Genomic DNA, 14,455 nt, shown 5'->3' on the forward strand with positions numbered 1-14,455 from the left:
CTCAGGCGCTTGAGGGAGTACCGGCATGATCGGCGCGGCAGGAAGGGCTAAGCCTCCTTTTCGGTTTGTAGGACGATCGGCACCCGGGCCTTCTCGATGATCTGCCCAATCTGAGCGCTCTCGAAGTAGGAAATGTCAGCTGGCAGCATGAGGAGACCGCGGTCTAGCTCGCAAAGCCGGCGAACGGCTATGGCCCTGTCCCGCGGGACCAAAAGACGCAAAGGGGGAACCTGGACCCTTCCCGTCGCGGATCGGATACGTTCTTCGAAGTCCTTGATACCTCTCGCCGTTTCGCCAAGAAGTATGATCTCCAGCGGCTCCCCGCGCGCGCTGGCGAGATTGCTGGCCAGGCCCAACATCCGGTCGGCTGTCAAAGAGGCATCGTAGGGCAACACGGTTGTCCCTCGGCGTGCGGCTTGGAGTTCGCCGGTGAGGAGAAGGGGGCCAGGCGCTCTGGCCGCGATCGTTCTCGCCTGACCGCTGACATGCGTGAAGGATGCCAGCGGCCCCACACGGCGCGTCATGGCGATGATGTCGCCAGCGTTGGCGGCTAGCAATATTTGCTCGTCAGTACGTCCGTGAACCTCCTGGAACGACCAAGTCAGCCGGTGTAGTGCCGCGTGCTTGGCAATGGCCACACGGGCTTGCGAAGCCAGTGCACGCAGATCTTGCCGCACAAGCTCAGGCTCAAGTCTCCGCGTTATCGCCCTGGCAAGCTGGACCTCATGGGCGAAGGGCAGGGCGGCGAGGCGTAGCAAATCCTGGTCCTCGATAAACAGGCCGGTCAGCTCACAGGCTTCGGCCGAGGCAATGGTCGCGGCTGTACCGAGGACTTCATCATTGGCCGCCGTGCTGTCCAGAACGACGAGCACACGGCGGAACCGGCCGATCTGCTGATCGCCGAGGTCAGGAGTGGCCATTCCGTGCCTCCTGCTCGCCGCAGTCCTTGTGGGCTTGCCCGAAGCGGCGACGTGCCGTGGCGAAGGCGAGCAGACGGTTTTCGACCAAGCGATTGACTGACCCTTCAGGGAATGTGCCGTCTGCATCCCGTGTCCCCGCGTCCATTCCTGTCAGCAGTTCGATGCCCTGTTCAATAGTTTCGACCGGATAGACAGCGAAGCGGCCTTCGGCAACGGCATCGACGACATCCTGGCGCAGCATCAAATGCTTCTGGTTGACCGCTGGGATCATAACGCCCTGATCGCCGGTCAAGCCGCGCTGCTTGCAGATGTCGAAAAAGCCCTCGATCTTTTCATTGACGCCACCTATGGCCTGGACCTGGCCGTTCTGATTAACCGAACCCGTAACCGCCAGGCCCTGGTTCAAGGGCACCTGGGCGAGGGCGGAGAGCAGGGCGTAGAGCTCCGCGCTGGATGCGCTGTCGCCTTCCACACCGCCATAGGACTGCTCGAAGACCAGGCTGGCGGAGAGGGAAAGCGGCTGGTCGATGGCGAAGTGGCCGGCCAAGTAGGAGGAGAGAATTAACACGCCTTTGGAGTGGACCGGGCCGCCCAGTTCGACTTCGCGCTCAATATCGACTACCTTCCCGGCACCCAAGCGTACTCGGGCAGTAATACGGCTCGGACGGCCGAAGGCAAAGCTACCGAGCTGCAGGACGCTGAGACCGTTTATCTGGCCCACGGCAGCACCCTCGGTTTCCAGGAGGACGAAACCCCGCTGGATCGCTTCGTAGCTGCGGTCGCGCAAGCGGTCGGCGCGGTGGATTTGCGCGTCTATGGCCTTTTGCACATGAACTGACTTGGACTTGCGGACGCCGGCGGTTCCGGCAAAAAAATCCGTTTCCTTCAGCAGATCTACGACGGTGCGCAGGTCGACGGAGAGCTTTTCTGCATCTTGTGCCATGCGGGCGCTGTGTTCAATGACACGTGCTACGGCCGAGGCCTCCAGCGGCCGCAGACCTTCCCGCCGGACCATGGTTGCCAGCAGGCGGGCGAAGAGAAGTTCGCCATCTTCGTCGCGCGCCATTGAGTCGTCAAAGTCTGCAGCAACTTTGAAGAGGGTGGGAAACTCCGGATCGTAGATGCCCAGCAGATAGTAGAAAAAGGGTTCGCCGCAGAGAATGACCTTTGCTTTCAGCGGTATGTCGGCCGGTTCCAGCGACACGGTGCTGATGAGGCTCAACATCTGTCCGGGTGCTTCGATGCGAATCTTGCCGGCTTTAAGGGTGCGTTTGAGCGCTTCCCAGGCGAAGGGTTGAGACAGAACCTTGCGGACATCGAGGATGAGATATCCGCCGTTGGCGCGGTGCAGGGCGCCCGCCTTGATCAGGGTAAAGTCGGTGATCAGTGCGCCCATCTCCGAGATGTGCTCGACCCGGCCGATGAGGTTCTGCAGTGTCGGATTGTCTTCGAAGATGACCGGCGCTCCCTCGAGACATTCGCCGCTCACCATCAGGTTTATTTCGTAGCGCTTGAAACCGTTCACAAGATGCCGATTTCTGGGACCTTCGGCTGAGGGGTTTTCCTCGGACGCGTGCTCGATTTGCAGCAGCATATGGACGTTATCAAGCAAGTCTTCGCGGACCGCTTCCAGATGCTGTTGGATGCCGGGGATGTCGACGAAACGTTCCCGCAGCTTGTTGATCGGCTGGTCGATGGTCAGAGCCGTCACTTCGCGATTCAGATCGCGTAAGGCGTCGCGCTGTTCCATGGCCCAGGTCGGGATGCGCTTGACGACGGCTTCCAGTTCCGTCTGTAGTGCCTCGATCTCGGTTTCGATCCGTTTTCGTTCTTCGGCGGGCAGCGCATTGAACTCCTGTGGTTCCATGACGGCGTCGTCTTTTATCGGTGCGAAACCAAACCCGAGCGGCGTCCGAACGAGGGCGATCCTCTTTTCTTCCGCCTTTTTGCGAAGCGCCTCGAACGCGCCGTCATGTCGCTCGCGGGCCGCATCAACAAGTACCTGGCGACGGTTCCGGTAGTCTTCGCTCTCGAAAGCGGCCGGTACCGCCGTGCGGAGCTCGTCAGTCAGGTGACGTATTTCCGTCTGAAGAGCATGACCGCGGCCTCGTGGCAGGCAGAGTGCTATGGGCCTATGTGGCGTTTCAAAGTTGTTCAGATAGACCCAGTCGGATGGCGGCGCTTCCTTTGCGGCCTTCGCCTCAAGGATGCCTGCGACTGTGGTGTGTTTTCCCGTTCCTGGAGGCCCCAGGACGAAAAGGTTGTATCCATCCTGGTCGATGGTTGCACCGAAATGGATCGCTTCCAGCGCGCGCTCCTGGCCAATCACATCGTTCAGGTCTTGCAGATCGTCGGTGGACTCAAAGTCAAACCGTGAGGCATCGCAGTCTCTGCGGAGTTTGTCAGCCGAAAGAGGGGCGATGGTCATTGCGATGCTACTCAGTTTTTTGCTCTGGCCGCCGGTGGCGCGATAACAGTGGAGATTATGTCGCTGTTGTGCATTGAGGGGGATCAATGGCGGGTCTGATGAAGCCATCCGATAGCAGGGGCTTGATTTAGGTCATGGATGAGACGTCAAGGGAACCTGATGATGCTTCAACTGGAATCCGCGATGCGCAACCGCCGGAGCCAGCCTCTAATGGACATTATCCGCCTATGGCGAGTTGGTGACGGTCGATGGTGCCATCGCCTATCTGGCCGCCAAGAGCAGCGGATAGGGGATATCGATTGTTCACCACCGCCGCAGGCCCGGTTACGGCTGATTTCGCCGGCAACCGTCTGCTGCAGGGGATAACCCTCGCCTATGTGCTGCTGTGCCCGGCGCTGCCTTTGCACTGTCGGTGATTGTCATTGCCGAGGCCATGCCCGGGGTATCCGGCAAGACTCGGCGATCAGCTTCTTGATTCAATGCGAGGGCAGCGCATTGTGGGGCGGGTGTTGTGACTGCCAATATGGACAGTGGATCTCATGACGGAAACCAGCCTTCTTCTCACCGACCTATACGAACTGAACATGATGCAAGCCTACCAACGGGCCGGCATGACTGAGACCGCGGTTTTCGAGTTCTTTGTTCGCAGACTACCATCCAACCGTAACTTCCTGGTTGCTGCGGGTTTGGAGCAGGTCGTCGATTTTCTCCAAGATGCGCGGTTTACGCAGGCTGAGGTCGACTGGCTCGCGGCCCATCAGGGCTTCTCCGCGGAATTCCTCGATAGCCTGCTCGCGCTGCGCTTCACCGGCGATGTCGATGCGATGCCGGAGGGCACAATCTTCTTCGCCGACGAGCCGATCCTGCGCGTGACTGCACCGCTGCCGGAGGCGCAGCTCTTCGAGACGCGGATCATCAACCTGCTACACTTCCAAACAGTTGTTGCGTCCAAGGCGAGCCGTATGGCTCTGGCAGCGGGAGATATACAGCTGTCCGATTTCGGCCTGCGGCGGGCCCATGGTGCTGAGGCCGGCCTTCTGGCAGCAAGGGCCAGTTATCTCAGCGGGTTTGCCGGTTCGGCAACAGTTTTGGCGGCTCAACGGTTTGGCGTACCGGTTTCCGGCACCATGGCACATTCCTTCGTGCAGGCTCACGAAAGCGAGGCGCTTGCTTTCGTGCACTTCGCCGAATCTCGGCGCGAGGGGGTGGTCCTGCTGATTGATACTTACGATACTGAGGCGGCGGCGCGGAAGGTCGTGGCCCTGGCGCCGAGGTTGACTCAGCAAGGGCTCAAGCTCAAAGGTGTGAGGCTCGACAGCGGCGATCTTGCCGAACATGCACGGCGGGTGCGGGCCATTCTCGACATCGGCGGCCTTGAGCAGGTTCAGATTTTCGCCAGCGGCGGCCTCGACGAGTGGGCGTTACAGCGCTTCGTGGCTGAGGCTGCACCGATCGATGCCTGTGGCATCGGTACCAGCCTTTCAACCTCTCAAGACGTTCCCGCACTTGATTGTGCTTACAAACTCCAGGAGTACGCCGGGCAGGCGAAGCGCAAACGCTCCGAAGGCAAGGCGACTTGGCCCGGCCGCAAACAGGTCTATCGCCGCTATGACAGCAACGGCGTGATGACCGGTGACACCTTGACACTTGAGGGCGACACGGTGGTCGGCGAGCCCTTGCTGCAGCCGGCTATGAGAGCAGGGAAAAGCCTTGAAACAGCGCCGAGTCTCGCTGACAGTAGGGCGCACGCGACTGCTGAGCGGCAACGCCTACCGGTCAGGCTGCGTGATCTGAAACCGGCAGAACCCTATGTGGCCGAGGTCTCCCACGCGCTACGATCCCTTACTGCAAAGGTGGATCATGACCAGCGAGCCTCTGCGGAGTCATGATAATCTTGCGGCCGTGGGGACGGCCCAACTTAGAGCGCGTTCAGGTCCTTTCGAGTAGTCTTTTCAACCGCAGTGCATCGCGCGGCGCATGGCCTTCGGCGTCATTGTCAAAGAACACGAAGATGTCCAGGCCGTCTTGCCGCCAATCGCCGATTTGCGCCGCGAGATGGGCAAGGCGGCGGGGGCTGTAGGCGCCTGCGTAGGCCTTGCCTGGCCCATGGAGGCGCAGATAAACGAAGTCGCTGGTGATCTCCGGTGGCGCGCGGCGACCACCCAGATCGTAGATGCAGAAGGCCGCTCCGTAGTTGACGAGGGCCGCATAGACTGCCGGGTTGAACCAGCTTTCGTCGCGAAACTCGAAGGCGCAGCGGTACCGGCTTGGCAAAGCGGCCAGAAATTGCTCGAGCCGTTCCAGGTTGCAGCGCCATCGAGGGGGTAGCTGGAAGACCACCACTTTTAACTTGTCGCCCAGATTGCCAATTCGCTCGAAGAAGGCCGGCAGGCTTCGCGCCGGATCCTTCAATTTCTTCATGTGGGTGATGTATCGGCTGGCCTTGCAGGTGAAAGTAAAGTCATCCGGGGTTTCCGATTTCCAACGGTGCAGGCTGCTGAGAGAGGGCAGGCGGTAGAAGCTGTTGTCGATCTCGACGCTTGAGAACTGTTGGGTGTAGATTTTCAGCATAGCCGAACTCTTGCTGTCGGCCGGATAGAACGGGCCGGCCCAATGCTTGTAGTGCCATCCGCAGGTGCCGATATGCAGGCTGCCAAGCCTTTTCATCACGGCCTTGCTGGACGCACAGTCTGGCACCTCGTGACAGCTAATCGATCCACGTCTCTTGCAATGGCACGGGATACGTCACATGCCCATCTCCATGGTCGTTGGCTGTTGCTTCCTCTCTTCGTCCGGAATTTCAGTCATTGTTGCTTCGGTAAGCAGCAGAATACTGGCCACCGATACGGCATTCTCAAGGGCGACACGCACCACTTTGGTTGGATCTACGATACCGGTTTCGACCAGATCGACATACGCATCCAGCGCCGCATCATAACCGACACTGCCTTTGCTCTCTAACATACGCGCAACCACGACGCCGCCATCGACCGCGGAGTTTTCGGCGATTTGGCGAGTCGGGGCACTCAAGGAACGACGCAGGATCTGCAGGCCAGTTTTCACGTCGCCTGCCGCATCCGTCTCTTCCTTGGCGAGCGCTTTCGTACAGCGCAGGAGCGCCAAACCACCGCCCGGTACGATGCCTTCTGCGACCGCTGCCTTGGTGGCGTTGATCGCGTCATCAAGCGCCTCTTTCTTGCTCTTCATCTCCGCTTCTGACGGGGCGCCCACGCGAATGACCGCCACGCCACCGGACAGTTTGGCAAGACGCTCTTCCAGTTTTTCGCGGTCGTAGTCGCTGGTGGTTTTCTCGATCTGGGCGCGAATTTGCCGGATTCGTCCCGCGATCGCTGCTTTGTCGCCCAACCCGCCGATGATAGTTGTGGTTTCGCGGTCGGACACCACGCGTTCAGCGCGGCCGAGCTGTTTGAGTTGTACCGATTCCAGTTTGGTGCCCAGGTCTTCTGAGATCAACTGCCCGCCCGTCAGCGCGGCCATGTCTTCCAGCATGGCCTTGCGCCTGTCGCCGAAGCCCGGCGCCTTGGCGGCCACACTACGAAAAACGCCGCGGAGCTGGTTGACGATGAGCGTCGCGAGAGCCTCTCCCTCGACGTTCTCAGCTACGAAAAGGACCGGCTCTCCGCTCTTCGCCACTTGTTCCAGGAGGGGGAGGAGGTCCTTCAGATTATTCACTTTGCGGTCACAGAAGAGGATGTAGGGGCTCTCCAAAACCGCCTCCATCTTTTCCGGATCGGTAACGAAGTAGGGAGATAGAAAGCCCCGATCGAACTGCATCCCTTCAACGACTTCGAGGACGGTTTCGGTCGTCTTGGATTCCTCGACCGTGATGACACCATCGTTGCCGACTCTTTCCATGGCATCGGCCACCAGCTCGCCAATGGCCGCATCATTGTGTGCGGATATCGTGGCAACCTGCACCTTTTCCTTTCGGGTCTTTACCGGCCTCGACATCGCCCGAAGCGTTTCCACAGCGACAGCCAGTCCACGGTCGAGTCCACGTTTGATATCGATCCCGCTGGCGCCGGCGACCACGTTCCGCGTTCCATCGGCGAAAATCGCATGTGCCAGGATTGTCGCGGTGCTGGTGCCGTCGCCCACGGCATCGCCGGTCTTCTCGGCCGCCTGCCGTAACATCTGGGCGCCCAGGTTTTCTTCCGGGTCCTTCAGGTCCACTTCCTTCGCGATGGTCACGCCGTCATTGCAGACGATCGGAGTCCCCCACTTTCTTTGTAACAGAACCGATTTGGATTTGGGGCCGAGGGTCACGCGCACGGCGTCGGCCAGGGCTGCGGTGCCCCGGAGAATTTTTTCCCGTGCCGACGAGTGGAAAAGGATCTGTTTGTGCGCCATAAGCGCCTACTCCCTGACCGAGCATTGCGGGCAAGAAAGGTAACATACCGTATAGTGCTCTTGGGCAGCTGCCTCCTTGAGCCAGATCAAGATTGTCGGTTGCTCAATTGGTGTTGTGCGGACCGTTTCGGCGCATTTCGAAGCATAGTCTCCGCAACCGCGACCTGCTCCTTTACGCGCAGGAAGCTGTCGGGTGTGACGGAGATGGATTCAATACCGTGATCCACGAGGAAGCGCGCGAACTCGGGATGATCGCTGGGGGCCTGACCGCAAATGCCGGTATGCGTTCCGCTCTTCTGCGCCTTGGCGAGCAGCTCTGCAATGGCGGCGGTTACCGCGTCATTCCTTTCGTCGAACAGTCCGCTTAGAATTTCGCTGTCGCGGTCCACACCAAGAACCAGTTGTGTCAGATCGTTTGAGCCGATGGAGAATCCGTCGAAGCGCTCGGCGAAGCGTCCGGCCAGGATCACGTTTGCCGGAATCTCAGCCATAACGTAGATTTCGAGGCCATCCTTGCCGCGAATCAGACCGTTCGCTGCCATCACGCTGAGCACTTTGTCCGCTTCGTCCAGGGTGCGGCAAAAAGGGATCATCAGGACAACATTCGTCAGCCCGATTTTGTCGCGGCATCTGCGCAGCGCGCGACATTCCAGATCAAAGCCCTGGCGGTAACCTTCGCTGTAGTAGCGGCTCGCCCCGCGCCAGCCGAGCATTGGATTTTCCTCTTGCGGCTCGAAGTCCGCGCCACCGATCAGCCGGGCATACTCGTTGGTCTTGAAATCGCTCATACGTACGATGACTGGATTCGGAAAATGGGCGGCTGCGATGCGCGCAATGCCGCGGGCCAGGGTATCGACGAAGAACTCCGTCTTATCTTCAAATCCTTTGGTCAGCACTTCGATAGCGGCGCATACGTCTTTGTCTTCGATCGTATCGAAATGTACCAGTGCCATCGGGTGGATCTTAATAAGATTGCCGATGATGAACTCCATGCGGGCCAGCCCGACGCCGTCGCTTGGCAGTTGCCACCAACGAAAGGCCGCAGCCGGATTGGCGAGGTTAATCATGACCTTGGTACGTGTCGTGGGAATTCTTGTCGTATCGATGTCCTGCTCTTCAACTTCGGCGATACCTGCATAGACGGTGCCCTCGTCGCCCTCGGCACAGGACACCGTCACTTCCTGTCCGTCCGTCAGTTTTGCCGTGGCGCATCCGGCACCGACGATGGCGGGCAGACCGAGCTCGCGGCTGACGATGGCCGCGTGGCTGGTCCTTCCTCCGTGATTGGTGATGATCGCTGCTGCCTGCTTCATAATGGGAACCCAGTCCGGATCGGTTGTTTCCGTGACCAGCACGGAGCCTTTCACGAAACGATCGATCTCCTGTGCGCTGCTTAGACGGCATACGCTTCCAGCGGCGATGGCGTCACCTATGGCGAGCCCGCTTAGCAGCCGTTCACCCTTCTCATTCAGGTGGAAGGTCTTGAGATGCGCGGCCTCGCGTCGTGACTGCACCGTCTCCGGGCGCGCCTGAACGATGTATATCTCACCGGTCTTGCCATCCTTGGCCCATTCCATGTCCATCGGCTGGCCGTAGTGTTTCTCGATGGCGACGGCCCAGCGCGAGAGTTGCAGCACTTCTGCATCTGTCAGCACGTAGGCGGCGCGCTCTTCTTGCGGGGTGTCGATGAGCGTCGAGCGGCCGGACTTTTCGTCGTTATAGACCATTTTTCGCGCCTTCGTGCCGAGCGCCTTGTGAACGATCGGTATAAGGCCGTCCCTATCCAAGAGGGGCTTGAAGACATTGTACTCATCTGGGTCGATCATGCCTTGGACAACGGTTTCACCGAGGCCCCAGCCGGCATTGATCAGAACGATACCGGGAAAGCCGGTTTCGGTGTCGATCGAAAACATGACGCCCGACCCGGCCAGATCCGAGCGCACCATACGCTGGACGCCGACAGAGAGGGCCACCTCCATACGGTCGAATCCGTGATTCTTGCGATAGCTGATAGCCCTGTCCGTGAACAGTGAGGCGAAGCATCGCTTGCATGCTGTAAGGAGTTCCTTTTCGCCGCGCACGTTGAGGTAGGTTTCCAACTGGCCCGCGAAGCTGGCTTCCGGCAGGTCTTCAGCGGTCGCGCTCGATCTGACGGCGACGTCCGGTTGGTGCCCGATTTCCGTCGTCATCCCGGCGTATCCCCGCGTAATGGCCTCCTTTAGAGCGGCAGGAAGCGTGGCTTTCAAGACCAGCTTGCGCACTGCCGCGCCGACCTTTGCCAGGTTGCTCAGGTCGTCTTCCAGGCCCGATAGCGCGCCGCGAATCTTGTCTTCCAGGTCGTTTGCCGCGATGAAGGACCGGTAGGCATCCGCTGTCGTGGCAAAACCGGACGGCACCCGAATGCCGGCGCTTTTTAGCCCGCCGATCATCTCGCCTAGAGAGGCATTCTTCCCGCCCACCGTGCCGACTTCGCCACGGCGGATATCGGAAAGCCAGAGGATCATTGGCCCATGGCTCATGCGATCGGCTCTTTCTGTTTGGCGGATCGGGCAGGGGCATCCCGGCGCTGGCGCTGTAGGTTCGTGCGGTCGCGCTGCTTGGCGATTCGATCACGGTCTTTCTGGAAGACAAGGCGAAACTCATAGCGCTGGCCAGGGCTAATCTCACGCACGTGGCCGCGATAGGCGATGGTGATGGGGTAGGCGGTAAAGGGCCGACTTGAAACGCAAAGCGTGTCATGGGTGACCTCGAGATCGAGGGTCTGACCACGGTAGCGGACCGTAGTCCTGAGGCTGGTCAATTCGTCGGGTAGGCGCGGATTGAAAGTCAGTACGTTGGCGCGTGGTTCGATGCCTATGTAGCAGCGCTGGATCAGATCGACGGTGCCGGCCATGGCACCAAGGTGAATACCCTCTGCAGTGGTGCCGCCCTGCAGGTCGGCAAAGTCACTGTCAAGCGCCTGGCAAAGAAGCAGCCAGGAGCGTGGCCGATCAGCCCGCGCCAGCACCCAGGCATGGGCGACCCAACTTAGAGTCGAGCCGTGAGAGGTGCGCTGCATGTAATAGTGGATAGTCTTGAATATCACATCAGGTGTGAAGTCGTAGCCCAGGCGCTCGAAGATTTCTGTGAGTTCTTCCGTCGAGAAGAGGAGGAAGAGCATGAGAACGTCGGCTTGCTTCGAGACTTTGTAGCAATTGGGGTCGGTCCCTTCGCCCTCGAGGATCCGGTCCAAGCGTTGGACCTGACCATACTTTTGCCGATACCCTTCCCAGTCGAACTCGATCAGTTCGTCGTATCCTTCGAATTGACTTATGACGCCGTTACCGTTGAAGGGAATGATCAGGTTGCGGCTGATGTCGTCCCAGTCGCGCAATTCCTCAGCGCCCAGTTCGAGACTGTCGCACAGCTCGCGACGGCGGATATCGGGCAGCAGGTCAAGCACGTCGAGGGCCCGTGTTAGAGACCAGGAGACCATGATGTTGGTATAGGCGTTATTGTTCAGGCCACCTTCGTCACTGGGGTCCTTGCCTGGATAAGCGGTATGGAACTCATCCGGCCCCATCACCCCGCGGATTGCATAGCGACCCTCAACCTCGTCATAGTTGGCCAGGCTCGCCCAGAAACGGGCGATCTCAAGCATCAATTCGGCGCCGAAATCGTAAAGGAATTCACGATCCTCAGTTACCTCGTAGTATTGCCAGACATTGAATGCGATGGCGGCATTGATGTGGCGTTGCCGGCGTGAGTTATCGGGAATCCAGCGCCCGGACATAGGATTGAGGTGTAGCTTCTGGCTCTCCTCACGGCCGTCGCTGCCGCTCTGCCAGGGGAACATCGCGCCGCGGTATCCGGCTTCCTGCGCCGCCCGGCGCGCCTCTTCAAGCCGGCGGTATCGATAGCCCAGCAGACTGCGGGCAAGCACCGGCTTGCGCAGGTTGAGAAACGGGAAGATGAAGAGTTCATCCCACATGATGTGACCACGATAGGCTTCGCCGTGCCACCCCCGCGGCGGCACCCCGATGTCGAGGTCGATGGAATGGGTGGAGACTGTCTGCAGCAGATGAAAGATGTGCAGATGGAGCTTCATCTCGACGGCCGATTCCACCCTTGTCTTGATCTCGATCCCGCATTCCTGCCAAAGATGCGCCCAGGCGCGCCGATGAGCCGTGAACAGAGAATCGAATGAGCCGGCGTGGCCTAACTGCTGGACTGCGGCCAGCCCAGGTTCTGAAATCGCGGTGTCATGCGAGGTATAGAGTGCGACTACCTTCTCAACCGTTACTTCCTGTCCTTCTTCGACGTCGAACGAGATATCCTGGGCAACCAAATCGGGTAGTCGCTCCAACTGCCGCTCAGCGGGCAGGGGCTCGCCAGCCTGATAAAGACGTGTGCGTGCGGCTTCGACGATCTCACGTCGGCTCTGTACCGTACGGCTGCGCAGCAGGATCGTTTCGTCGTCTGTTTGCGCAGACTCCAGGCTCTCCAGGTGCCGGCTGTTCAACTGCCTGTAGCGGGCGACGCCGTCGTTGACGACACCACCGTCCAGTGCCGAGCGGACGGTCATGCGCCCGGACCAGTTCTCAGGCGTTAGGCAGACCTCCAGCGTTGCCAGATGAGGATGGTCCATGGAGACAAAGCGTCGTTCTTGCCAGCAGGTTCTCCGGCCCTGAGAGTCTTGCAGCCGCAAAAAGCGTTGAAGCAGGCCCTCCTTTAACAAGAGCTCCTGACGGTAGTCGTCATACTCGATCTCGTCCGGGCGCAGCCACGGCCCGTCATCGATGCGGATCACAAGGGGCAGCCAGTTTGGAATATTGACCAGGTCCTCATTCTCGACCTCGTGCCCGGCGATCTCGCTGGTCAGACGATTGTATCCACCGGCCAGGTAGCTGCCAGGGTAGTGGACTCCGTCGGCGAGGGCATTAGGTGCAGCCCCGCGCGTGACGAAATACCCGTTACCCAGGGTGCATAGCGTCTCGCGCAGGCCCTCCTGCTGTGGGTCGTATCCTTCGTAGAGGAGGCGCCAGTCACTCATTGCGGGTACTCTCTTGAGTCATCTGGGTAAGTTTATTCAGGAAGACTTGAACCTCGGCCGGATCGGACAGCCGATAGTCTGCGCAGCTGTGTTGTGGTTGTTCCGAAACGAGAATCGATATTCCCCTTCTGCGCAACGCCATGAAAGCATCGCGATCCGTAACGTCGTCGCCGAGATAGACAGGTATGACGTCTGCCCTGTCGAGATCCAGGGCCTTGAGCAGCCAAAGGGTTGCTTTGCCCTTGTTCCAATGGATGTTGGGTCGAAGCTCTAACACTTTCTTGCCGCCGGTCTTGCGCAGGAGAGGATGATTCTCAAGGGCGCCGTCGACGGCGCGTTCGACACAGGCGATATCTTCAGGTCTGACCATGCGAAAGTGAACTGCGATAGTATAAGTCTTGTTTTCGACGATGATGCCTTCTATCTGGGCGAGTTGGTGATAGAGCTCCTCGGCGACCTGCTTGATCAAGGGCACGTAGGTTTGGCCCTCCACGTGCTGGATCTTGGTGTTCTTCGGCCCCCTGATGTCAAAGCCGTGGCACCCCGCATAGACGATTTCGTCAAGTCCAACCAAGCGCTCGACATCGCTGCGCTTACGGCCGCTTACGACGATAACGTTGCAGCCTGCCGCAAGCGCTGAAAGGGTGGTTCGCATGTTGTCAGGCAGGATCGCCAAGTCCGGGCGTTCGACGATCGGTGTCAGCGTTCCATCGTAGTCCAGAAAGACTGCAGCCCGTCGGTTCTTGAGGCGCGCCTGTATCTCGTCCAGGTTCTGGAGTGCTGATGCCGGCATGGCGGTGGCTTCATGGCTTTCTTCGCCGAGATTCAGTTCACCCAGGTCGGATACCACGATATCGGCACCACTTTTCTGCAGGAGTTCGGGTGCACCGCTGCGACAGACGCCGATGACCAACCCGAACCGACCCGCTTTGCCTGCTTGGACCCCCGAGACCGCGTCCTCGATGACAATCGCTCTTATCGGCTTTACGCCCAGGCGTCGGGCGGCCTCAAGGAAGATATCCGGTGCTGGCTTGCCGTTGAGCCAGTATTCACGGACGGTGTTTCCGTCCACCTGCACATCGAACAGATATTCGATTGCGGCGGCTTCGAGGATCTCTTCGCAGTTGCAACTGGACGTGACGACGGCGACATTGAGGCCCTGTGACCTGGCCTGGCGGATGAAGTCCACCGAGGACCGATAGGTCCCAACCCCAAACCGTCGGATTGTTTCCAGAAAAAGCTGATTCTTCCGCTTCGCGAGGCTACAAATCGTCTCTGTTTCTGAAGGGTCATTCCCTTCGCCGGATGGCAGGGAGATGCCCCGCGATTGCAGAAAGTCGGCCACACCGTCGCACCGTGGTTTGCCGTCGACAAACTGTTTGTAGTCATGATCCAGATCGAAAGGCTCAAAGGTGCCGTTGAGGCGGGCAGCGCGCTCGCTCAAATACTCATCGAACATCGTTCTCCAAGCATCGGCGTGAGTCTTTGCTGTCTCGGTGACAACACCGTCGAGGTCCACAAGTACCGCGTCGAATTTCTGAGTATCCAACAAGCAGGTTTTTTTTGAACCTTTGGCCTGAGGGAAAATGCTCGGCATCGTTTCATGTCTCTGGATCATCGCAGCCAATCAGGAGTCCACAGGGTTTTGAATGGAACCAAAATGATCCAAACATGGGTCGACGGGTTGCTTTCGCCAGCCGGATC

The 14,455-nt window shown here is 59.3% G+C and carries 8 protein-coding genes; 1 reads left to right on the forward strand and 7 read right to left on the reverse strand.

The window, feature by feature from the left end:
* Positions 1–47: 47 nt before the first annotated feature.
* Together HBA54_RS22940 and HBA54_RS22945 are read right to left on the reverse strand one after the other, a co-directional pair.
* Positions 48–920 (reverse strand): hypothetical protein, encoded by an 873-nt coding sequence (locus HBA54_RS22940; RefSeq protein ID WP_167229100.1) that lies wholly within the window; start codon positions 918–920, stop codon positions 48–50.
* Positions 907–3,456 carry an ATP-binding protein gene (locus HBA54_RS22945; RefSeq protein WP_205944854.1) on the reverse strand — a complete coding sequence of 850 codons (2,550 nt, stop codon included), beginning with the start codon at positions 3,454–3,456 and terminating at the stop codon, positions 907–909. Before HBA54_RS22945 ends, HBA54_RS22940 begins: the two co-directional genes overlap by 14 nt.
* A gap of 431 nt (positions 3,457–3,887) precedes the next feature.
* Here HBA54_RS22945 and HBA54_RS22950 point away from each other — a divergent pair, with 431 nt between their 5' ends.
* Entirely contained in the window at positions 3,888–5,237 is a 1,350-nt protein-coding gene (locus HBA54_RS22950) for a nicotinate phosphoribosyltransferase (protein ID WP_167229102.1), read from the forward strand.
* A gap of 40 nt (positions 5,238–5,277) precedes the next feature.
* Here HBA54_RS22950 and HBA54_RS22955 read toward each other — a convergent pair whose 3' ends face one another.
* The 5 genes from HBA54_RS22955 to otsB all read right to left on the reverse strand — a co-directional run bounded on the left by HBA54_RS22955 (position 5,278) and on the right by otsB (position 14,369).
* Positions 5,278–6,015 (reverse strand): DUF72 domain-containing protein, encoded by a 738-nt coding sequence (locus tag HBA54_RS22955; RefSeq protein ID WP_167229104.1) that lies wholly within the window; start codon positions 6,013–6,015, stop codon positions 5,278–5,280.
* Positions 6,016–6,093: 78 nt separating this feature from the next.
* Positions 6,094–7,719 carry a chaperonin GroEL gene (gene groL, locus HBA54_RS22960; RefSeq protein ID WP_167229106.1) on the reverse strand — a complete coding sequence of 542 codons (1,626 nt, stop codon included), beginning with the start codon at positions 7,717–7,719 and terminating at the stop codon, positions 6,094–6,096.
* 86 nt (positions 7,720–7,805) lie between these two features.
* Complete coding sequence (gene ppsA / locus HBA54_RS22965; RefSeq protein ID WP_167229108.1) at positions 7,806–10,223, reverse strand: phosphoenolpyruvate synthase; 2,418 nt, start codon at positions 10,221–10,223, stop codon at positions 7,806–7,808.
* A gap of 11 nt (positions 10,224–10,234) precedes the next feature.
* A complete protein-coding gene (locus tag HBA54_RS28805) occupies positions 10,235–12,751 on the reverse strand; it encodes a glycoside hydrolase family 65 protein (RefSeq protein WP_205944855.1) in 2,517 nt (838 codons plus the stop codon).
* Positions 12,744–14,369: a trehalose-phosphatase gene (gene otsB, locus HBA54_RS28810; RefSeq protein WP_240932849.1), complete on the reverse strand. Its 1,626-nt coding sequence runs from the start codon at positions 14,367–14,369 to the stop codon at positions 12,744–12,746. Before otsB ends, HBA54_RS28805 begins: the two co-directional genes overlap by 8 nt.
* Positions 14,370–14,455 lie beyond the last annotated feature (86 nt).

Origin of the sequence: Pelagibius litoralis (genome assembly GCF_011683915.1) — a bacterium.
Taxonomy (GTDB): Bacteria; Pseudomonadota; Alphaproteobacteria; order Kiloniellales; family Kiloniellaceae; genus Pelagibius; species Pelagibius litoralis.

Excerpts from the sequence above, each read along its gene's own strand:
- ppsA (WP_167229108.1), bottom strand. The coding sequence starts at position 10,223 with ATGATCCTCTGGCTTTCCGATATCCGCCGTGGCGAAGTCGGCACGGTG.
- otsB (WP_240932849.1), bottom strand. The coding sequence starts at position 14,369 with ATGATCCAGAGACATGAAACGATGCCGAGCATTTTCCCTCAGGCCAAA.
- HBA54_RS22950 (WP_167229102.1), top strand. The coding sequence starts at position 3,888 with ATGACGGAAACCAGCCTTCTTCTCACCGACCTATACGAACTGAACATG.
- HBA54_RS22940 (WP_167229100.1), bottom strand. The coding sequence starts at position 920 with ATGGCCACTCCTGACCTCGGCGATCAGCAGATCGGCCGGTTCCGCCGT.
- HBA54_RS22945 (WP_205944854.1), bottom strand. The coding sequence starts at position 3,456 with ATGGCTTCATCAGACCCGCCATTGATCCCCCTCAATGCACAACAGCGA.
- groL (WP_167229106.1), bottom strand. The coding sequence starts at position 7,719 with ATGGCGCACAAACAGATCCTTTTCCACTCGTCGGCACGGGAAAAAATT.
- HBA54_RS28805 (WP_205944855.1), bottom strand. The coding sequence starts at position 12,751 with ATGAGTGACTGGCGCCTCCTCTACGAAGGATACGACCCACAGCAGGAG.
- HBA54_RS22955 (WP_167229104.1), bottom strand. The coding sequence starts at position 6,015 with ATGAAAAGGCTTGGCAGCCTGCATATCGGCACCTGCGGATGGCACTAC.